Genomic DNA, 20640 nt, shown 5'->3' with positions numbered 1-20640 from the left:
GTGCCGGCGTAATACCCGGCACCAGATTGTGCTAACTCCGACGGGAGCAAATCCGTGAAAGATTTATTAAAGTTTCTGAAAGCGCAGACTAAAACCGAAGAGTTTGATGCGATCAAAATTGCTCTGGCCTCGCCAGACATGATCCGTTCATGGTCTTTCGGTGAAGTTAAGAAGCCGGAAACCATCAACTACCGTACGTTCAAACCTGAGCGTGACGGCCTTTTCTGTGCGCGTATTTTCGGGCCAGTAAAAGACTACGAGTGCCTGTGCGGTAAGTACAAGCGCCTGAAACACCGTGGTGTGATCTGTGAGAAGTGCGGCGTTGAAGTGACCCAGACTAAAGTGCGTCGTGAACGCATGGGGCACATTGAACTGGCGTCTCCGACTGCTCACATCTGGTTCCTGAAATCTCTGCCGTCCCGTATCGGCCTGCTGCTGGATATGCCGCTGCGCGATATCGAACGTGTTCTGTACTTCGAATCTTATGTGGTTATCGAAGGCGGTATGACGAATCTGGAACGTAATCAGATTCTGACCGAAGAACAGTATCTGGACGCGCTGGAAGAGTTCGGTGACGAATTCGACGCGAAGATGGGTGCGGAAGCGATCCAGGCCCTGTTGAAAAACATGGATCTGGAGCAAGAGTGCGAGCAGCTTCGTCAGGAGCTGAACGAAACTAATTCCGAAACCAAGCGTAAAAAGCTGACCAAGCGTATCAAACTGCTGGAAGCGTTTGTCCTGTCTGGCAACAAGCCAGAGTGGATGATCCTGACCGTTCTGCCGGTTCTGCCGCCAGATCTGCGTCCATTGGTTCCGCTGGATGGTGGTCGTTTTGCGACGTCTGACCTGAACGATCTGTATCGTCGCGTCATTAACCGTAACAACCGTCTGAAACGCCTGCTCGACCTAGCTGCGCCTGACATCATTGTACGTAACGAAAAACGTATGCTGCAGGAAGCGGTTGATGCCCTGCTGGATAACGGTCGTCGTGGTCGTGCGATTACAGGTTCTAACAAGCGTCCTCTGAAATCTTTGGCCGATATGATCAAAGGTAAGCAGGGTCGTTTCCGTCAGAACTTGCTCGGTAAGCGTGTTGACTACTCTGGTCGTTCTGTTATCACTGTAGGTCCATACCTGCGTCTGCATCAGTGCGGTCTGCCGAAGAAAATGGCACTGGAGCTGTTCAAACCGTTCATCTACGGCAAGCTGGAACTGCGTGGTCTTGCTACCACCATTAAAGCTGCGAAGAAGATGGTTGAGCGTGAAGAAGCTGTCGTTTGGGATATCCTGGACGAAGTTATCCGCGAACACCCGGTACTGCTGAACCGTGCACCAACTCTGCACCGTTTGGGTATCCAGGCATTTGAGCCAGTACTGATCGAAGGTAAAGCTATCCAGCTGCACCCGCTGGTTTGTGCGGCTTATAACGCCGACTTCGATGGTGACCAGATGGCAGTACACGTTCCACTGACGCTTGAAGCTCAGTTGGAAGCGCGTGCGCTGATGATGTCTACCAACAACATCCTGTCACCTGCGAACGGCGAGCCAATCATCGTTCCGTCTCAGGACGTTGTATTGGGTCTGTACTACATGACCCGTGACTGTGTTAACGCCAAAGGCGAAGGCATGGTGCTGTCTGGCCCTAAAGAAGCTGAGCGTATCTATCGCGCAGGTCTTGCCTCACTGCATGCGCGTGTCAAAGTGCGTATCACTGAATATGAAAAAGATGCTAACGACGAGTTCGTTGGTAAAACCAGCATTATCGACACTACCGTAGGTCGTGCGATTTTGTGGATGATCGTACCGAAAGGTCTGCCTTACTCTATCGTCAACCAGGCGCTGGGCAAGAAGGCAATCTCCAAAATGCTGAACACCTGTTACCGTATTCTGGGTCTGAAGCCTACGGTAATCTTTGCTGACCAAACGATGTATACCGGCTTTGCTTATGCAGCGCGTTCAGGTGTCTCCGTTGGTATCGATGACATGGTCATCCCAGCCAAGAAAACTGAGATCATCTCTGAAGCGGAAGCGGAAGTTGCTGAGATTCAGGAGCAGTTCCAGTCTGGTCTGGTAACCGCAGGTGAGCGTTACAACAAAGTTATCGATATCTGGGCAGCGGCGAACGATCGTGTTTCCAAAGCGATGATGGATAACCTGCAAACTGAAACCGTAACTAACCGTGACGGCGTAGAAGAGCAGCAGGTTTCCTTCAACAGCATCTACATGATGGCCGACTCCGGTGCGCGTGGTTCAGCAGCACAGATTCGTCAGCTGGCAGGTATGCGTGGTCTGATGGCTAAGCCAGATGGCTCAATCATCGAAACGCCAATCACCGCGAACTTCCGTGAAGGTCTGAACGTACTCCAGTACTTCATCTCCACGCACGGTGCGCGTAAAGGTTTGGCGGATACCGCACTGAAAACGGCTAACTCCGGTTATCTGACTCGTCGTCTGGTTGACGTCGCGCAGGATCTGGTTGTGACCGAAGATGACTGTGGAACTCACGAAGGCATCCTGATGACTCCGGTTATCGAAGGTGGCGACGTCAAAGAACCACTGCGCGACCGCGTTCTGGGTCGTGTAACGGCTGAAGATATCATCAAGCCGGGTACGGCTGATATCCTGGTAACACGTAACACGCTGCTCGATGAGCAATGGTGTGACCTGTTAGAACTCAACTCTGTTGATAGCGTGAAAGTACGTTCCGTAGTAGGTTGCGAAACTGACTTTGGCGTCTGTGCACACTGCTATGGTCGCGACCTGGCTCGTGGTCACATCATCAACAAAGGTGAAGCAATCGGGGTTATCGCGGCACAGTCCATCGGTGAGCCGGGTACACAGCTGACGATGCGTACGTTCCACATCGGTGGTGCGGCATCTCGTTCCGCTGCTGAATCCAGCATCCAGGTGAAAAACAAAGGTAGCATCAAGCTCAGCAACGCGAAGTCTGTTGTGAACTCTGCCGGTAAACTGGTAGTGACTTCTCGTAACACCGAGCTGAAACTGATCGACGAATTCGGTCGTACCAAAGAAAGCTACAAAGTGCCTTATGGTGCGGTAATGGGCAAAGGCGATGGCGAGCAGGTTGCAGGCGGCGAAACCGTTGCAAACTGGGATCCACACACCATGCCAGTTATCACCGAAGTGAGTGGTTTCATTCGCTTCACCGATATGATCGACGGCCAGACGATTACTCGTCAGACCGACGAACTGACCGGTCTGTCTTCGTTGGTTGTTCTGGATTCTGCAGAACGTACCGCGGGCGGTAAAGATTTGCGTCCAGCGTTGAAAATCATTGATGCCAACGGTAATGATGTTCTGATCCCAGGCACCGATATGCCTGCTCAGTACTTCCTGCCAGGTAAAGCGATTGTTCAGCTCGAAGATGGTATCCAGATCAGTGCGGGTGACGCTCTGGCGCGTATTCCTCAGGAATCCAGCGGTACCAAGGATATTACCGGTGGTCTGCCACGCGTTGCTGACCTGTTTGAAGCACGTCGTCCGAAAGAGCCTGCAATCCTGGCGGAAATTACCGGCATCATTTCCTTCGGTAAAGAAACCAAAGGCAAACGTCGTCTGGTGATCACTCCGTTAGACGGTAGCGAGCCTTACGAAGAGATGATTCCGAAATGGCGTCAGCTCAACGTGTTTGAAGGTGAACGTGTAGAACGTGGTGATGTGGTTTCCGATGGTCCAGAAGCTCCACACGACATTCTGCGTCTTCGTGGCGTACACGCGGTAACGCGTTATATCACCAACGAAGTACAGGACGTTTACCGTCTGCAAGGCGTTAAGATTAACGATAAGCACATTGAAGTTATCGTTCGTCAGATGCTGCGTAAAGCAACCATCGATAGCACGGGAAGCTCTGACTTCCTGGAAGGCGAGCAGGTGGAATACTCTCGCGTCAAGATTGCGAACCGCGATCTGGAAGCGAACGGCAAAGTGGCGGCGTTGTTCTCCCGTGACTTGCTGGGTATCACCAAAGCGTCTCTGGCAACCGAGTCCTTCATCTCTGCTGCATCGTTCCAGGAGACCACTCGTGTCCTGACCGAAGCTGCTGTTGCGGGCAAACGTGATGAACTGCGCGGTCTGAAAGAGAACGTTATCGTGGGTCGTCTGATCCCAGCGGGTACGGGTTATGCGTACCACCAGGATCGTATGCGTCGTCGTGCTGCGGGCGAACTGCCAGCTGCACCTCAGGTCACTGCGGAAGATGCTTCTGCAAGCCTGGCAGAACTGCTGAACGCAGGTCTGGGCGGCTCAGACAACGATTAATCGTGCTTTGAGCTAATAAAAAACCCGCTTCGGCGGGTTTTTTTATGTCTGAAAAAGGGATAAATAGATTATTTGAGCAGCGGCAACCGGCGATAGAGCTCGATCATGTCACCCGCCAAATCCTGAATCACCATCGCATTCATCAGGTGGTCCTGAGAGTGGACGGTAATCAAATTTACCGGAAGTTTCCCTGTTCCCTCATCCAGCCCAATAAGTTGTGTCTGGATAACGTGCGCATGTTTGACATATTCGCGCGACTCTTCCATCGCTTTTTCGGCTTCGTCAAACTCGCCTTTGCGTGCCAGTTGCAATGCCGTCAGCGCAGCACTGCGTGCAGCGCCAGCGTTTACCAGCAACTCCATGATGGTTGTTTCTAAATCTTCCATTCATTGCTCCAGCAGTTTAAGCGCTTTTTCAAGGACGACATCGCCTTTCATCATGCCGTAATCCATCATATCGATCACCGCGACCTGTTTACCCAGCGGTTCAGCCTGAGCCTGAAGCTTTGCCAGTTCGTATTTTACCTGTGGCCCCAGTAATACGATGTCGGCTGTGGCGATATAGTCTTTAAACTCAGCTACCGGAACGGCTTTGATAGTGACTTCAACACCTTTTTTTTGCGCGGCGTCTTTCATACGCTGAACCAGCATGCTGGTAGACATCCCGGCAGCACAACACAAAACGATATTCTTCATAGTCAGCCTCGATCTATATGTGTTTAATGATAATTATCCCGTGCAGACGGCTTCAACAACCGCTTTACCCCGATTGTGTGTCAGGCATCACAAAGAAATCTGAATTCTATGAAACCGGTTTCAATTTTAGCCCGGCAGGAAATTTATCTTCTGTTACTGGCTTAGCATAAGGTGAGTTAGTCACGCGTAATCAGGGGCTGGATGGTATGCATTTATCCTATTTTGACTATAATCAAAGACCTTGATGAAGCTTGGTTGAATAAATTGCTTTCTGACTACTGTCAAAAAAAACATGTTATTAAAAACAGTATTGACTTGGTTTTGGAAATGCGTAATTTAGTACTCAACAGCAGAGAAATGGTAGTTTGCTGTTAATCCAGAAAGTATGAGTTGAGTATTACTGGGGATTGCGATGAAGGCCACGAAATATTGTTTTTTGGGATAGCTGATGTGAGATGAACCAATATTCTTGCTTCGCTAGTGCTTTAAAGGCCACGTAGTTGATAGATGAAATCGCAAAGCAGTGAAGAAAGCGCGACGATGTAAGGCCATGTTTTATAGTACTATTTGCGGTGTTTTTTTTGATAAAGTATCGCAACAGCAGTAAGGCCACGCATCAAAGAGTATATGTCGCGATGGGGAGTGTACTTGTTTAAGAAGCCGCCCTTGAGTTCTATTATCAGGCTGGCGGAATATGTATCACGGTAAATAGAGGAGCATTTTCGTTAGTATCAGTATCCAATATTATCTGTAATAAACGTGTACATTTGTAAGTAGTACCATTAGCAGTAAATACACTTAAGTCAATTAATGTTAAATCTGAAGTTCGTAGTACCATAAAAGCCCTGGCTGCAACGGTCAGGGCTTTTATCTGTACATTCAATAAGATCCCGCCTTTGAAAAACATGTCTTCCGTTTCGCTTGCCAGCGGCTTTGTGTTGTACGCTTCTAGATCAGCTGAAAATTAATCCTTGCTTAATAAATCAAACCAAGCCTACTATGCGTCATCGGTTTGGAACACAGACCTTATGAAAGCAGTTTTAGTAAAGCAGTCCTCAGTTCAAGCGTTATCCTAGATACCCCTTCTTCATGAGCCTCCTCCTAAGTGCCGCATAAGTTAAATTCTGAAAAACAGGCCAAGTTCGCCGCGTGAGTGGCCCTCAATAAGAAAGGAAATATCTATGTCTAACAAAATGACTGGTTTAGTAAAATGGTTTAACCCTGAAAAAGGTTTTGGCTTCATCACTCCTCAGGACGGCAGCAAAGATGTATTCGTACATTTTTCAGCAATCCAGAGCAGCGATTTCAAAACCTTAGACGAAGGCCAGAAAGTGGAGTTCTCAATCGAGAACGGCGCTAAAGGCCCGTCAGCGGTTAACGTTATCGCGCTGTAATCGCCGATAATCTCGCTAACGCTTACAATAGCGATGAAGGCCAGAGCCTGAGCAGATAAGTGACAGTGAATAAAAAACCCGCCATGGCGGGTTTTTTCGTTTCTGGCGTCCGTTACGCGGAGGCAGGGCGAAACGAGGAAGAACTTTTCGCCCTGGTCAGCATCCGTTGCTGACGGTATAAGAGTAGAAAATCTCACGTCGTCGGACAATCACTTGCTCGCGGCCTTACGAGTCGCTTTGTAAAATTTCTCCGCCGTTGCACAGCGTTTCAACGAAGCTGCGAGGCGCGCCCCAGCCAGCTATCCCAGTCTTTCCACACTGGCTGTAACCCTTGTGCCATAAGCGCCTGTGCAACATCTTCAGGACGACGGCCATCATGAGGGGAAAATTGCTCCAGCTCAGGATGCTCATCGGCGTAGCCCCCCGGTTGTGTTTTCGAAAACGCGCTGACGTTATTAATCGCCAACGGAATGACCCGATCCCGAAATTCGGGCGATTCCCGCGTGGATAACGATAATTCGACATCCGGTGCCAGCAAACGAAATGCGCAAATGGCCTGTACCAGCTGTCGTTCATCCATGATCGATGCCGGCTCAATACCGCCAGTGCAAGGGCGTAGGCGAGGAAATGAGATCGAATAGCGGCTCTGCCAGTAATGTTGCTGAAGCCATAGCAAATGCTCCGCCACCATATAGCTGTCCACCCGCCAGCTGTCTGACAACCCCGTCAATGCGCCGAGACCGATTTTATCGATTCCTGCGCGCCCGAGCCGGTCAGGCGTCTCCAGTCGGAAAAAGAAATCCTGCTTTTTACCCTTCAGGTGATGCTGAGCGTATATTTTTTCGTGATACGTCTCCTGATAGACCATCACGCCGTCGAGGCCTAACGTTTTAAGCTCTGCATATTCATCCTCAGACAGCGGCTGGACTTCCATCTGCAATGAAGCAAACTGGCGGCGAATAGCCGGGAAATGACGCCGAAAATAGTCCATCCCAACTTTTGCCTGATGTTCCCCTGTCACCAATAAAAGATGCTCAAAACCCATTTCGCGGATCGCCGCGCACTCACGTGCGATCTCGACGTCATCAAGAGTTTTACGCTTGATACGGTTGCTCATCGAAAAACCGCAATAGGTACAGTCGTTGGCGCAAAGATTGGAAAGATAGAGCGGCACGTAAAAACTGACCGTATTGCCAAAGCGTTGCCGAGTCAGCTGCTGGGCACGTTGCGCCATCGGTTCCAGATATGCACCGGCGGCGGGGGAGAGCAGAGCCATCATGTCTTCGCGGGTGGGATGACGCGCATGCAGCGCACGCTCAACATCTGCAGGGTTTTTGCTGTTGATCCGCAGGCGAATATCATCCCAGTTGAGTTGCCGCCAACGTTCCACAAAGGTGCTCATGAGTACGCCTCCAGAAATCCGGTTAGTGGGCTGCTGGCCTGCGCCTGAGCGCGGCGAGACCCTGGGCCTGATTGCCGCGCCAATGCGCCCGCTTCCACAGCCAGACGGAAGGCGCGCGCCATCATCACTGGATCGTCCGCCACCGCAATCGCTGTATTAACCAATACCGCGTCTGCTCCCATCTCCAGCGCCTGTGCCGCGTGGCTTGGCACGCCGATACCGGCATCGACCACCACAGGAATGGTGGCTTGTTCGATAATGATTTCCAGCATCGCTCGGGTTTCCAGCCCCTGGTTTGAACCGATAGGCGCGCCGAGCGGCATGACCGCCGCGCAGCCCACTTCTTCGAGGCGCTTACACAGAACGGGGTCCGCACCGCAGTAAGGCAAAACGGTGAATCCCTGTTTGACCAGCAACTCAGCGGCTTTCAGCGTCTCGATAGGATCGGGCATCAACCAGCGCGCATCCGGGTGGATTTCCAGCTTCAGCCAGCTCGTGCCCAGCGCCTCGCGCGCCAGGTGTGCGGCAAAAATCGCCTCTTCAGCGGTCTTTGCACCAGACGTATTGGGTAGCAACGTCACTCCGGCCTCCAGCAGTGGCGCAAGGATGGCATCGTTATGATTGCGCAGATCCACGCGCTTCATTGCCAGCGTCACCAGTTGGCTGCCGCTCTCGCGGATGGCGCTCACCATCAACTGTGGAGAGGCGAATTTTCCTGTACCGGTAAAGAGATGAGAATCAAAGGTTTTATCAGCAATACATAACATGTCAGCCTCCCGCAATGACCTGAAAAAGCAGGATCTGATCGCCGTCGCGCACCTGCTGAAGTCCCCACTGCTCACGCGGCAGGATCTGTTGATTGAGTGCCAGCGCCACGCCAGGTTTTAGCTGCTGCAACTGGTCAAGCAGTGTGGCGACGGTTAACCCGTCCACACACTGCATCGGTTCGTCGTTAAACAGAATTCGCATGATGCCCCCCGCAGACACGACATCCGCTGGCGCGTTGCAACGCCAGTTGACGCCAGCTCCCGACGCGGGCATCAAAAAGCCGCAGCGTATTGCGTGGGGTTTCCATACCGCTCAGCAGCTTGATGGCCTCAAGCGCCTGCAAGGTCCCCATCACGCCGACCACCGGGCCGAGAATACCTGCCGTGCGGCAGTTACGCTGCGGCTCGTCGTCATCTGACCACAGGCAGCGATAACAGCCTTGCGTCCACGGGGGCGTCAGCACCATGAGCTGCCCGCCAAAACCGACTGCGCTGGCGGTAATCAGCGGCGTGTTGAGGGCAACGCAAGCGGCGTTTATCGCCTGACGTGCGGTCATATTGTCGGTGCAATCCAGCACCACGTCGGCACGTACAACTTCGTGGCGAAGGGCTTCGCCTTCGAGTTTTGCCTGTAAGGCGATAAGCTGAATATCAGGATTCAGTTGGGCGAGCCGCTGCTTTGTCACCTGTGCTTTTGGCTGGCCGAGATCGTCCATCGTGAACAGGGTTTGCCGTTGTAAATTGCTCAAATGGATATCGTCATCGTCGGCTAAGACCAGTGTTCCAATACCCGCCCCCGTCAGATATTGCGCCGCCGGTGCGCCTAACCCGCCAAGGCCGATAAGCAACACCCGGCTGGCGAGCAATTTTTGCTGTCCGTCGATGGCGATATCTTCCAGCATGATCTGACGGCTGTAGCGCATAAAGTCGCTGTCATTCATCGCCCGCTCCTGCCAGTTGCAATAACTGTGCTGTGGCTACCTGCCAGTCGGCGGCCTGCGTAATCGCGCTGACCACCGCTACACTCCCGACGCCGGTTTTCAGTACCGCAGGGACACGTTCAAGGCTGATGCCGCCGATGGCGACGGTTGGATAATCAGCCAGGCGTTCAATGTGGCGCGTCAGTTGCTCAAGACCCTGCGGAGCAGAAGGCATCTGCTTGGTTTGTGTTGGAAAAACATGGCCGAGCGCGATATAGGATGGGCGCGCCGCTAGCGCCACGTCGATCTCCATATCGTCATGCGTAGACACGCCCAGACGTAAACCGGCGTTGCGAATGGCGCTCAGATCGGTGGTTTCCAGATCCTCCTGACCCAGATGCACGCCATAAGCCTGATGCTTGATCGCCAGTTGCCAGTAATCGTTGATAAATACGCGAGCGCCATAACGGCGTCCCAGCGCAATGGCATTTGCCACGTCGGGCTCAACGTCTTCATCGCATTTGTCTTTGATGCGTAGCTGGAGCGTTTTCACACCGGCCTGAAGCAGTCGCTCAATCCACACCACGCTGTCTACTACGGGGTAAAGACCTAAGCGAAAAGGGACGGGCGGAAAATTGGGCTGATACATTATGCCTTCTCCTTTTTAAGGTAGATTTCGCCACCTTTCGCGCGGAAGTTTTGTGACATATCGGCCATACCCACTTCGATAGCCTGTTTCGCGGCGTAATCGCGCACTTCCTGGCTGATTTTCATCGAGCAGAATTTTGGCCCGCACATCGAGCAGAAGTGCGCCACTTTGCCAGATTCTTGAGGCAGGGTTTCGTCGTGATACGCACGGGCGGTGAGGGGGTCGAGCGCCAGGTTAAACTGATCTTCCCAGCGAAATTCGAAACGCGCTTTAGACATGGCGTTATCGCGGATTTGCGCGCCCGGATGGCCTTTCGCCAGGTCGGCGGCGTGAGCGGCAATTTTATAAGTAATTAATCCCTGTTTGACATCTTCTTTGTTGGGTAAGCCCAGGTGTTCTTTTGGCGTGACGTAACAGAGCATCGCGCAGCCAAACCAGCCGATCATCGCGGCACCAATCCCTGATGTGAAGTGGTCGTAGCCCGGCGCGATATCGGTCGTTAGCGGTCCCAGCGTGTAGAACGGCGCTTCGTGGCAGTGCTCCAGCTCTTCGGTCATGTTGCGGCGAATCATCTGCATCGGAACGTGACCGGGACCTTCGATCATCACCTGCACGTCATATTCCCAGGCGATTTTAGTTAGCTCACCCAATGTGTGCAGTTCGGCAAATTGCGCTTCATCGTTGGCATCGCGAATGGAGCCAGGACGCAACCCGTCGCCCAGCGAAAGAGACACATCGTAGGCCGCACAGATTTCACAAATTTCACGGAAGTGTTCGTAGAGGAAATTTTCCTGATGATGGGACAGGCACCACTTCGCCATAATGGATCCGCCACGCGAGACAATTCCGGTCAGGCGTTTGGCGGTCATCGGCACGTAGCGCAGCAGTACGCCTGCGTGAATGGTGAAGTAATCGACGCCTTGTTCCGCCTGCTCAAGTAACGTGTCGCGGAACGCTTCCCAGGTCAGATCTTCTGCGATCCCGTTGACCTTCTCCAGCGCCTGATAGATCGGCACGGTTCCGATAGGAACGGGGCTGTTTCGCAAAATCCACTCGCGGGTTTCGTGGATGTAACGCCCGGTCGAAAGGTCCATGACCGTGTCCGCCCCCCAGCGTGTAGACCACACCAGCTTTTCGACCTCTTCTTCGATGGATGATGTTACGGCAGAGTTGCCGATATTGGCGTTGACCTTTACCAGGAAATTACGGCCAATAATCATTGGCTCCGATTCTGGATGATTAATATTGGCGGGGATGATGGCGCGACCAGCGGCCACTTCATCACGTACAAACTCCGGCGTGATGTTCTCCGGTAGACGCGCGCCAAAACCTTCGCCCGGATGCTGGTGGCGAAGCACTTCGCTGCGAATCCGTTCACGGCCCATATTTTCGCGAATGGCGATAAATTCCATTTCCGGGGTCACAATGCCCTGGCGCGCATAATGCAGCTGCGTCACGCATTTGCCTGATTTCGCCCGCTTTGGCGTCAGCAGACCGGTAAAGCGCAGTTCATCAAGACCATCATCTGCGAGGCGTTCTTTGGTGTAGGCGGAGCTGCGAACGGTGAGCGCTTCGCTGTCATTACGCGCGTCAATCCACGGCTGCCGCAGTTTTGCCAGCCCTTGCTGAACGTTGATGGTAACGTCGGTATCACCATAGGGACCGGAGGTGTCATAAACCGGCACCGCTTCGTTATCCTCAAACTGCGGATTTTCTTTGCTGCCGCCGAGAAGCGTAGGGCTGAGCTGGATCTCACGCATGGGTACGCGGATATCAGCCTGTGAACCAGAAGTATAAATACGTTTTGAGTTCGGGAAAGCGGTGCCTTCGAGCGTATCGATGAAGTGTTGTGCTTGTGCGCGCTGTTCGCGGCGGGTCAATTTTGCAGACATAGCTCATTCCAAAATAGTAAAGGAAGTGGCTTGTCAGACGACGGATGAAGCAAGAGGTGATCGCCCAGAGGCGATACAACAGCAGATTGACTCTTGTTCCCTTCGCAGGTATTAGCCTGATCAGGTTCCGCGGATCCCGAATTAACGGTCTCAGCCCGGCTTACGCACTGGGCACTCCGACAAGAAATTTACACTCCATCCTTCAAGCTGCCTCGTTATTGGCTGCCTTCATTCACCCCGGTCACTTACTGGTGCAAGCTTCCTGGGATTCACTCAGTTGCCGCCGCGATGCAGCATGAATGATTTCGTGTAATACCCCCTCGTGAGAGGGGCGAATATTTGTAAACTACGCGTTAACGATGAATAACTCAAGCTGGCCGCGCGACGTTATCTTCGTTGCTGGCCTTCAAATTGTTGTCCAGCGCGAGGGCAATCAGTTTGTCTTCCAGCGTAAAGCGTCCTTCCAGGGCTTCGCCGAGATCGGACAGCGCCTGCTGCAATTCCAGATAGTTATCCTGGTCGATCGCATTTTCGAGCGTGGAGTCGTAATAATCCATAATCTGCTGGGTGTTTGCTTCCAGCTGCGGGTAGAGTTTTGTCGCCGTTAAATAAGGATTCGTCCCTTCCATTTCACGGATAATACGTTCATAAATATTGAAATGGCCGTCGGAAAGGTAATCCACCAGACTCTGACAGAAATTATCCAGCGCTTTTTCGTTCAGGCGCATATAGGATTCTTTGCCAGGCTTAATGCCAACCAGATTATAGTAAGCAACAAGCAATTGTTTGCGCACGTGCAGCCAGCGATCGACCAGTTTATTACTTCCTCCAACGCGCTCTGTCAGGCTTTCTAGCTGGTTTAGCATGTTTGACTCCGCAAGGTTAAGGTTAAAAGCTGCCCGCCTAAATTTGTAAGAATATTGTTATCAACATGCCTGTGAAGCGAAGGTAGTGCAATAGATATGGATCGTATAATTGAAAAATTAGATCGTGGCTGGTGGATCGTCAGCCATGAACAAAAATTATGGTTGCCCGCAGGGGAGTTACCTCATGGCGATGCCGAGCAATTCGATCTTGTGGGGCAACCCGCATTAAAGATCGGTGAATGGCAGGGCGATGCAGTGTGGTTGATCCAACAGAATCGCCGTCAGGATATGGGATCGGTGCGTCAGGTGATGGATCTTGATGCAGGCCTGTTTCAGCTGGCCGGGCGCGGTGTGCAGTTAGCTGAGTTCTATCGCTCGCATAAGTTCTGCGGCTACTGCGGTCACGCCATGCATCCGAGCAAAACCGAGTGGGCGCTGCTGTGCGGCCACTGCCGTGAGCGCTATTACCCGCAAATTGCACCCTGCATCATCGTTGCGATTCGTCGCGATGATTCGATTTTACTGGCGCAGCACGTCCGCCATCGTAACGGTATTCACACGGTATTGGCTGGATTTGTTGAGGTCGGCGAAACGCTGGAGCAAACCGTCGCGCGTGAAGTGATGGAAGAGAGCGGGATTAAAGTCAAAAATCTGCGTTACGTTACCTCTCAGCCATGGCCTTTCCCAATGTCACTGATGACGGCCTTTATGGCTGACTATGACAGCGGCGACATCGTCATCGACCCGAAAGAGCTGCTGGAAGCAAACTGGTATCGCTACGACGATTTACCACTGTTACCGCCACCGGGCACCGTGGCGCGTCGCCTGATTGAAGATACTGTGGCAATGTGTCGGGCCGACTATGAAGTCTGAATGACGTGATACACTAGCGGCAAGATGCTTAAGGAACCTGCAAAATGACCGAACTGAAGAACGATCGTTATCTGCGTGCGCTGCTGCGCCAACCCGTTGATGTCACCCCGGTGTGGATGATGCGCCAGGCAGGCCGCTATCTTCCGGAATATAAAGCGACGCGAGCGCAGGCGGGCGATTTTATGTCGCTGTGCAAAAACGCAGAGCTGGCCTGTGAAGTGACGCTTCAGCCGCTGCGCCGTTTCCCGCTTGATGCGGCGATCCTTTTTTCAGACATCCTGACCATCCCGGATGCGATGGGTCTTGGTTTGTATTTCGAAACGGGCGAAGGCCCGCGCTTTACCTCGCCGATCAAGAGCAAAGCCGATATTGATAAGCTGCCGATTCCGGATCCGGAAGGTGAACTGGGTTACGTGATGAACGCGGTGCGCACCATTCGCCGCGAGCTGAAGGGCGAAGTGCCGCTGATTGGTTTTTCCGGTAGCCCGTGGACGCTGGCGACCTATATGGTCGAAGGCGGCAGCAGCAAAGCCTTTACCGTCATCAAAAAGATGATGTATGCCGAGCCGATGGCCCTGCACGCGTTGCTGGATAAGCTGGCGAAAAGCGTCACGCTGTATCTCAATGCGCAGATTAAAGCGGGCGCGCAGTCGGTGATGATCTTCGATACCTGGGGCGGCGTGCTCACAGGGCGTGATTATCAGCAGTTCTCTCTCTATTACATGCACAAAATTATCGATGGCCTGCTGCGTGAAAACGAAGGTCGTCGTGTGCCGGTGACGCTGTTCACCAAAGGCGGCGGACAGTGGCTCGGAGCGATGGCGGCCACCGGTTGTGATGCGCTGGGCCTTGACTGGACCACCGATATTGCCGATGCACGTCGTCGCGTGGGCGATACCGTCGCGCTGCAGGGTAACATGGACCCGTCTATGCTTTACGCGCAGCCTGCACGTATCGAAGAAGAGGTAGCGTCTATACTTGCAGGTTTCGGCCAGGGCGAAGGCCATGTCTTCAACCTGGGCCACGGTATTCATCAGGATGTACCGCCAGAGCACGCTGGCGCGTTTGTGGAGGCGGTGCACCGACATTCTGCCCAGTATCATCTGTAAGGAGTTGTTATGGATCTCGCGTCGTTACGCGCTCAGCAAATCGAACTTGCCTCGTCAGTGATCCTTGAGGATCGTCTGGATAAGGATCCGCCGCAGCTGATCGCCGGTGCCGACGTTGGATTTGAACAGGGGGGTGAGGTGACGCGGGCAGCGATGGTGCTCTTGAAGTATCCATCGCTGGAACTGGTTGAATATAAGGTGGCGCGAATCGCCACCACCATGCCGTACATTCCAGGCTTTCTCTCCTTTCGTGAATATCCCGCGCTGCTGGCAGCGTGGGAGCAACTCTCGCAAAAACCCGATCTGCTGTTTGTGGATGGTCATGGGATCTCCCACCCGCGTCGTCTGGGCGTCGCCAGCCATTTTGGTTTGCTGGTGGATGTCCCAACAATTGGCGTGGCGAAAAAGCGCCTGTGTGGGAAATTTGAACCCCTTTCCGCTGAGCCGGGCGCGCTGGCACCGTTGATGGATAAAGGCGAGCAGCTGGCGTGGGTCTGGCGCAGCAAAGCGCGATGCAATCCGCTGTTCGTAGCGACTGGGCATCGCGTGAGCACAGACAGTGCCCTGGCGTGGGTGCAGCGTTGTATGAAAGGTTACCGTTTACCAGAGCCGACGCGCTGGGCTGATGCGGTCGCATCGGCGCGCCCGGCTTTTATTCGTTGGCAGGAAATTCAACCTTGATTCAGGTAAACTGCCGCTAATTTCCGATTCGAGACATCATCATGTTACAAAACCCGATTCATCTGCGCCTTGAGAAGCTGGAAAGCTGGCAGCACGTGACCTTTATGGCTTGCCTGTGCGAGCGCATGTATCCCAATTATGCGACGTTCTGTAAGGAAACCGAATTTGGTGAAGGCCAGATTTATCGCCGTATTCTTGATCTGATTTGGGAAACACTGACGGTTAAAGACGCGAAGGTGAACTTTGACTCTCAGCTCGAAAAGCTGGAAGAGGCAATCCCGTCGGCGGATGACTACGATATGTATGGTGTCTATCCGGCGATCGACGCCTGCGTGGCATTGAGTGAACTGGTGCATTCGCGTTTAAGCGGTGAAACTCTGGAGCATGCCATCGAAGTGAGTAAGGCGTCGATTACGACCGTTGCGATGCTGGAAATGACGCAAGAAGGTCGTGAAATGACCGACGAAGAGCTGAGAGTGAACCCGGCAGTTGAGCAAGAATGGGACATTCAGTGGGAAATATTCCGACTTTTGGCCGACTGCGAAGAACGCGATATTGAACTGATAAAAGGCCTGCGCGCGGACTTACGCGAGGCGGGTGAGAGTAATATTGGTATAATTTTTAACCAGTGAGACAATAAAACGTGATTTAACGCCTGTTTTGTCGCACCTCTACTCTTCCCTTCTGCCCCCCGTCTGGTCTACATTTGGGGGGCGAAAAAAAGTGGCTATCGGTGCGTGTATGCAGGAGAGTGCTTTTTTGGCATTTTCGTCGCACTCGATGCTTAGCAAGCGATAAACACATTGAAAGGATAACTTATGAACAAGACTCAACTGATTGATGTAATTGCGGACAAGGCTGATCTGTCTAAAGTGCAGGCTAAAGCTGCACTGGAATCCACCCTGGCTGCTATTACTGAGTCTCTGAAAGAAGGCGATGCTGTACAACTGGTTGGTTTCGGTACCTTCAAAGTGAACCACCGCGCTGAGCGTACTGGCCGCAACCCGCAGACCGGTAAAGAAATCAAAATTGCTGCTGCTAACGTACCAGCATTTGTTTCTGGTAAAGCACTGAAAGACGCAGTTAAGTAAGCCGCGTGGCAGTGAACAGTTTTAACAAGGGGGCGGTTTCGCCCCTTTTGTCTGTCTGGCGCTCAACGTTGGCGCTGGCAGGCGTGCTGTTGCTTTCGGCCTGCAGCCATGATTCCGCTTTGCCGCCCTTCACCGCGAGTGGATACGCGGCCGATCAGGGTGCGGTGCGAATCTGGCGTAAAGACGTCAATGGTGAAGTCCATCTCCTTTCTGCATTCAGTCCGTGGCACAAGGGCAATACCTCTACAGCGGAATACCGCTGGCAGGATGATGCGCTGTCGCTGATTGAACTCAATATCTACAGTAAAACGCCTGAACACATTCGTGTCCGGTTTGATGGTCGCGGCGAGCTGAGCTTTATGCAGCGCGAAGTTGACGGCCAAAAGCAGCAGCTCTCAAGCGATCAAATCGCTTTATACCGCTATCGCGCCGAACAAATCCGCCAGACCAGCGATGCGCTGCGTCAGGGACGCGTTGTGCTGCGCCAGGGGCGCTGGCATGCCGATGGCACGGTGACCACCTGTGAAAGTCAAACGATCAAACCTGATTTGGACGCGTGGGCAAGGGAGCGTATCGAAAGACGCCAACGTCATTCGTCAATGGAAGTGAGTGTGGCCTGGCTTGAAGCATCTGAAGGTTCGCAGCTGTTGCTGGTGGCAAATGAAGATTTTTGTACCTGGCAGCCGACAGAAAAACACTTCTGATTGAAAACCCCCTCCAGACGGAGAGGGCCAACATGAATTACTCGCCTTGCTCGCGTGCAATAGCACGGTAACCAATATCGCTGCGGCTAAAGCTGCCGTCCCAGTGAATATCAGCCATCAGTGCATACGCACGTTTCTGCGCTTCAGCAACCGTATTTCCCAGCGCCGTTGCGCACAGTACGCGCCCGCCATTGGTCAATACACGATCGTCGTCTGCGAGTTTCGTCCCGGCGTGGAACACTTTACCGCCATCGACTTCTTCGAGCGGCAGGCCGTGGATCTCGTCACCGTTGCGGTAATCACCCGGATAACCGCCCGCAGCGATCACCACGCCCAGAGAAGCGCGATCGTCCCACTCGGATGTTTTCTCATCCAGCTTGCCTTCGCATGCTGCCAGACACAGTTCAACCAGATCGGACTTCATACGCAGCATAATTGGCTGAGTTTCTGGGTCACCGAAGCGGCAGTTGAATTCGATAACTTTTGGATTGCCCTGCTTGTCGATCATCAGACCGGCGTACAGGAAACCGGTGTAGGTATTGCCTTCTGCTGCCATGCCTTTGACGGTTGGCCAGATGATGCGGTCCATGGTGCGCTGGTGGACTTCATCAGTCACAACTGGTGCCGGAGAGTAAGCGCCCATTCCGCCGGTATTCGGCCCGGTATCCGCATCGCCAACGCGTTTGTGATCCTGGCTGGTGGCCATCGGCAGAACGTGCTCGCCGTCAACCATGACAATAAAGCTGGCCTCTTCACCGTCGAGGAACTCCTCAATCACGATACGATGACCCGCATCGCCAAAAGCGTTGCCCGCCAGCATATCCTGAACCGCGGCTTCGGCTTCTTCGAGCGTCATCGCGACGATAACACCTTTCCCGGCCGCCAGACCGTCGGCTTTAATGACGATCGGTGCACCTTTTTCACGCAAATAAGCCAGCGCAGATTCAACTTCAGTGAAGTTCTGATATTCGCCCGTCGGGATTTTATGACGCGCGAGGAAATCTTTAGTGAATGCTTTAGAGCCTTCCAGCTGTGCAGCGCCTTCTGTAGGACCAAAGATTGTCAGGCCAGCGGCGCGGAATGCATCAACCACGCCAATGACCAGCGGTGCTTCTGGACCGACGATGGTGAGATCGATTTTCTCGCTCTGAGCAAAATCCAGCAGCGCCGGAATATCGGTCACACCGATAGCCACATTCTGCAGAGTGGGTTCCAGTGCCGTACCAGCGTTACCCGGCGCGACAAAAACGGTGCTCACCCGCGGCGACTGCGCAGCTTTCCATGCCAGAGCGTGCTCGCGCCCGCCGTTACCAATGACTAATACTTTCATTTTTGACTCCGGGATTAATGGCGGAAGTGACGCATGTCGGTGAAGATCATGGCGATGCCGTGTTCGTCAGCGGCGGCGATGACTTCATCATCACGAATGGATCCGCCCGGCTGGATAACACAGGTCACGCCAACGGCTGCTGCTGCATCAATACCGTCGCGGAACGGGAAGAAGGCGTCAGATGCCATTGCGGAGCCTTTTACTTCCAGGCCTTCATCGCTGGCTTTAATACCGGCGATTTTGGCAGAGTAGACGCGGCTCATCTGGCCTGCGCCTATGCCGATCGTCATATTCTCTTTCGAATACACAATCGCGTTGGATTTAACAAATTTGGCGACCTTCCAGCAGAACAGCGCGTCACGCAGTTCTTGTTCGGTTGGCTGACGTTGAGTCACGACACGCAGGTCGCCCGCGGTCACCATGCCCAAATCACGATCCTGAACCAGCAGGCCGCCATTAACACGTTTGAAATCCAGACCTGGAACGCGCTTAGCCCACTGACCACAAACCAGCACGCGAACGTTTTGTTTGGCTGCGGTGATTTTCAGGGCTTCTTCTGTTGCGGAAGGCGCGATGATCACTTCGACAAACTGACGGGAGATGATTGCCTGTGCCGTCTCGGCATCAAGTTCACGGTTAAACGCGATAATGCCGCCGAACGCGGACGTCGGATCGGTTTTGTAAGCCCGGTCGTAGGCTTCAAGAATAGACGTGCTGACGGCAACGCCACACGGATTGGCATGTTTCACGATGACGCATGCCGGCTCGCTGAACTCTTTCACACACTCCAGCGCCGCGTCGGTATCAGCGATGTTGTTATAAGAGAGCGCTTTGCCTTGAACCTGTTGAGCGGTCGCGACGGACGCCTCTTTAATTTCTTCTTCTATATAGAAGGCTGCGTTCTGGTGGCTGTTTTCGCCGTAACGCATATCCTGCTTCTTAATGAAGTTCAGATTGAGGGTACGCGGGAAACGACCTGAAGGTTCGTTGCTTTCGCCGTGATAGGCCGGAACCAGGCTACCAAAGTAGTTGGCGATCATGCTGTCGTAAGCGGCGGTGTGTTCAAACGCTTTGATGGCGAGGTCGAAACGGGTCGCCAGCAGAAGAGAACCTTCGTTGGCATCCATTTCTTTAATAATGACGTCGTAGTCACTGCTCTTTACTACGATGGCAACATCTTTATGGTTCTTCGCTGCGGAGCGCACCATGGTCGGGCCACCGATATCAATGTTCTCAACGGCGTCTTCCAGTGAGCAGTTTTCGCGTGCGACGGTTTGGGCGAACGGATAAAGGTTAACGACCACCATATCGATCGGGGCGATGTCGTGTTGTTCCATGATGCCGTCGTCCTGGCCGCGACGACCGAGAATGCCGCCGTGTACTTTCGGATGCAGGGTCTTTACGCGTCCATCCATCATTTCCGGGAAACCGGTGTAATCGGACACTTCGGTTACCGGCAGACCTTTATCTGCTAACAGGCGAGCGGTGCCGCCGGTAGATAGCAGCTCTACACCACGAGTAGAAAGTGCCTGAGCGAATTCGACGATACCGGCTTTGTCAGAAACACTGAGCAGAGCGCGGCGGACTGGACGACGTTGTTGCATGGTAAATCCCCTGGATTTCACGATGACAGAGAGTGTTAGATGAATTTTTCGCAAAAAACTCATCTAACACCCCTAACGGGGCATCCTTGTTTAGCGCGTGCATTTTAACGAAAACGTTTGCGCAACGCTCGCGAATTTTCAAATTTTCGCAGCATTGTGGATAAGTCTGTGTGAAAACAGGTATAAGGCGGGGTTTTGCTGTGGAATGCAGCAGTCAGTCATTTTTCTGTCATTTAAGTATTGCGGACGCTCGAGAACTCCCTATAATGCGCCTCCATCGACACGGCGGATGTGAATCACTTCACACAAACAGCCGGTTCGGTTGAAGAGAAAAATGCTGAAATAAAGGATTGACTCTGAAAGAGGAAAACGTATTATACGGGAC

19 protein-coding genes and 1 riboswitch are annotated in these 20640 nt (G+C 53.0%); of the genes, 8 read left to right on the top strand and 11 right to left on the bottom strand.

What is annotated here, in order from left to right:
• The first annotated feature begins 54 nt into the window (after positions 1-54).
• A complete protein-coding gene (gene rpoC, locus AC07RN_RS18940) occupies positions 55-4278 on the top strand; it encodes a DNA-directed RNA polymerase subunit beta' (protein WP_011915462.1) in 4224 nt (1407 codons plus the stop codon).
• A 68-nt stretch (positions 4279-4346) separates the two neighbouring features.
• On the opposite strand, the gene AC07RN_RS18935 is transcribed toward rpoC, so the two are convergent.
• Together AC07RN_RS18935 and AC07RN_RS18930 are read right to left on the bottom strand one after the other, a co-directional pair.
• Positions 4347-4664 carry a PTS lactose/cellobiose transporter subunit IIA gene (locus tag AC07RN_RS18935; RefSeq protein WP_011915463.1) on the bottom strand — a complete coding sequence of 106 codons (318 nt, stop codon included), beginning with the start codon at positions 4662-4664 and terminating at the stop codon, positions 4347-4349.
• Positions 4665-4973, bottom strand: a complete 309-nt coding sequence (locus AC07RN_RS18930) for a PTS sugar transporter subunit IIB (RefSeq protein ID WP_011915464.1) — start codon at positions 4971-4973, stop codon at positions 4665-4667.
• A 1181-nt stretch (positions 4974-6154) separates the two neighbouring features.
• On the opposite strand from AC07RN_RS18930, the gene cspE reads away from it, so the two are divergent.
• Positions 6155-6367 carry a transcription antiterminator/RNA stability regulator CspE gene (cspE, locus tag AC07RN_RS18925; RefSeq protein WP_011915465.1) on the top strand — a complete coding sequence of 71 codons (213 nt, stop codon included), beginning with the start codon at positions 6155-6157 and terminating at the stop codon, positions 6365-6367.
• A gap of 268 nt (positions 6368-6635) precedes the next feature.
• On the opposite strand, the gene thiH is transcribed toward cspE, so the two are convergent.
• From thiH to rsd, 7 genes are all read right to left on the bottom strand, one after another.
• Complete coding sequence (thiH, locus tag AC07RN_RS18920; RefSeq protein ID WP_478337046.1) at positions 6636-7769, bottom strand: 2-iminoacetate synthase ThiH; 1134 nt, start codon at positions 7767-7769, stop codon at positions 6636-6638.
• Entirely contained in the window at positions 7766-8536 is a 771-nt protein-coding gene (gene thiG, locus AC07RN_RS18915; RefSeq protein WP_011915467.1) for a thiazole synthase, read from the bottom strand. Before thiG ends, thiH begins: the two co-directional genes overlap by 4 nt.
• Position 8537: 1 nt before the next feature.
• The gene (gene thiS, locus AC07RN_RS18910; protein WP_011915468.1) at positions 8538-8738 is read right to left on the bottom strand and encodes a sulfur carrier protein ThiS; all 201 of its coding nucleotides are present in this window, start codon (positions 8736-8738) and stop codon (positions 8538-8540) included.
• On the bottom strand, positions 8722-9477 hold the full coding sequence (locus tag AC07RN_RS18905; RefSeq protein WP_478337045.1) for a HesA/MoeB/ThiF family protein: 756 nt from the start codon (positions 9475-9477) through the stop codon (positions 8722-8724). Before AC07RN_RS18905 ends, thiS begins: the two co-directional genes overlap by 17 nt.
• Positions 9470-10105, bottom strand: a complete 636-nt coding sequence (gene thiE, locus AC07RN_RS18900; RefSeq protein ID WP_478337044.1) for a thiamine phosphate synthase — start codon at positions 10103-10105, stop codon at positions 9470-9472. Before thiE ends, AC07RN_RS18905 begins: the two co-directional genes overlap by 8 nt.
• Positions 10105-11997 (bottom strand): phosphomethylpyrimidine synthase ThiC, encoded by a 1893-nt coding sequence (gene thiC / locus AC07RN_RS18895; RefSeq protein ID WP_478337043.1) that lies wholly within the window; start codon positions 11995-11997, stop codon positions 10105-10107. Before thiC ends, thiE begins: the two co-directional genes overlap by 1 nt.
• An 80-nt stretch (positions 11998-12077) precedes the next feature.
• Positions 12078-12186: riboswitch (TPP riboswitch) on the bottom strand.
• 179 nt (positions 12187-12365) lie between these two features.
• On the bottom strand, positions 12366-12863 hold the full coding sequence (gene rsd / locus AC07RN_RS18890; protein WP_478337042.1) for a sigma D regulator: 498 nt from the start codon (positions 12861-12863) through the stop codon (positions 12366-12368).
• Between the two features lie 96 nt (positions 12864-12959).
• Between rsd and nudC the strand changes: the two genes are divergently transcribed.
• From nudC to AC07RN_RS18860, 6 genes are all read left to right on the top strand, one after another.
• On the top strand, positions 12960-13736 hold the full coding sequence (gene nudC, locus AC07RN_RS18885; protein ID WP_449553362.1) for an NAD(+) diphosphatase: 777 nt from the start codon (positions 12960-12962) through the stop codon (positions 13734-13736).
• A gap of 44 nt (positions 13737-13780) precedes the next feature.
• Positions 13781-14845: a uroporphyrinogen decarboxylase gene (hemE, locus tag AC07RN_RS18880; RefSeq protein WP_478337041.1), complete on the top strand. Its 1065-nt coding sequence runs from the start codon at positions 13781-13783 to the stop codon at positions 14843-14845.
• Positions 14846-14854: 9 nt separating this feature from the next.
• Positions 14855-15526 (top strand): deoxyribonuclease V, encoded by a 672-nt coding sequence (gene nfi, locus AC07RN_RS18875; RefSeq protein WP_011915475.1) that lies wholly within the window; start codon positions 14855-14857, stop codon positions 15524-15526.
• 41 nt (positions 15527-15567) lie between these two features.
• Complete coding sequence (locus tag AC07RN_RS18870; RefSeq protein WP_011915476.1) at positions 15568-16158, top strand: YjaG family protein; 591 nt, start codon at positions 15568-15570, stop codon at positions 16156-16158.
• Between the two features lie 186 nt (positions 16159-16344).
• The gene (gene hupA, locus AC07RN_RS18865) at positions 16345-16617 is read left to right on the top strand and encodes a nucleoid-associated protein HU-alpha (RefSeq protein ID WP_002445246.1); all 273 of its coding nucleotides are present in this window, start codon (positions 16345-16347) and stop codon (positions 16615-16617) included.
• Positions 16618-16628: 11 nt separating this feature from the next.
• On the top strand, positions 16629-17321 hold the full coding sequence (locus AC07RN_RS18860) for a DUF1481 domain-containing protein (RefSeq protein ID WP_041689582.1): 693 nt from the start codon (positions 16629-16631) through the stop codon (positions 17319-17321).
• 37 nt (positions 17322-17358) lie between these two features.
• Here the strand turns inward: AC07RN_RS18860 and purD are convergent, their stop codons facing one another.
• Both purD and purH read right to left on the bottom strand, forming a co-directional pair.
• Entirely contained in the window at positions 17359-18651 is a 1293-nt protein-coding gene (gene purD / locus AC07RN_RS18855) for a phosphoribosylamine--glycine ligase (protein ID WP_478337040.1), read from the bottom strand.
• Positions 18652-18665: 14 nt separating this feature from the next.
• Complete coding sequence (purH, locus tag AC07RN_RS18850; protein ID WP_478337039.1) at positions 18666-20255, bottom strand: bifunctional phosphoribosylaminoimidazolecarboxamide formyltransferase/IMP cyclohydrolase; 1590 nt, start codon at positions 20253-20255, stop codon at positions 18666-18668.
• Positions 20256-20640: the final 385 nt, after the last annotated feature.

The sequence above is a fragment of the Lelliottia sp. GFLA7 genome (assembly GCF_056490165.1).
This window is presented reverse-complemented; position numbering and strand designations above follow the sequence as displayed.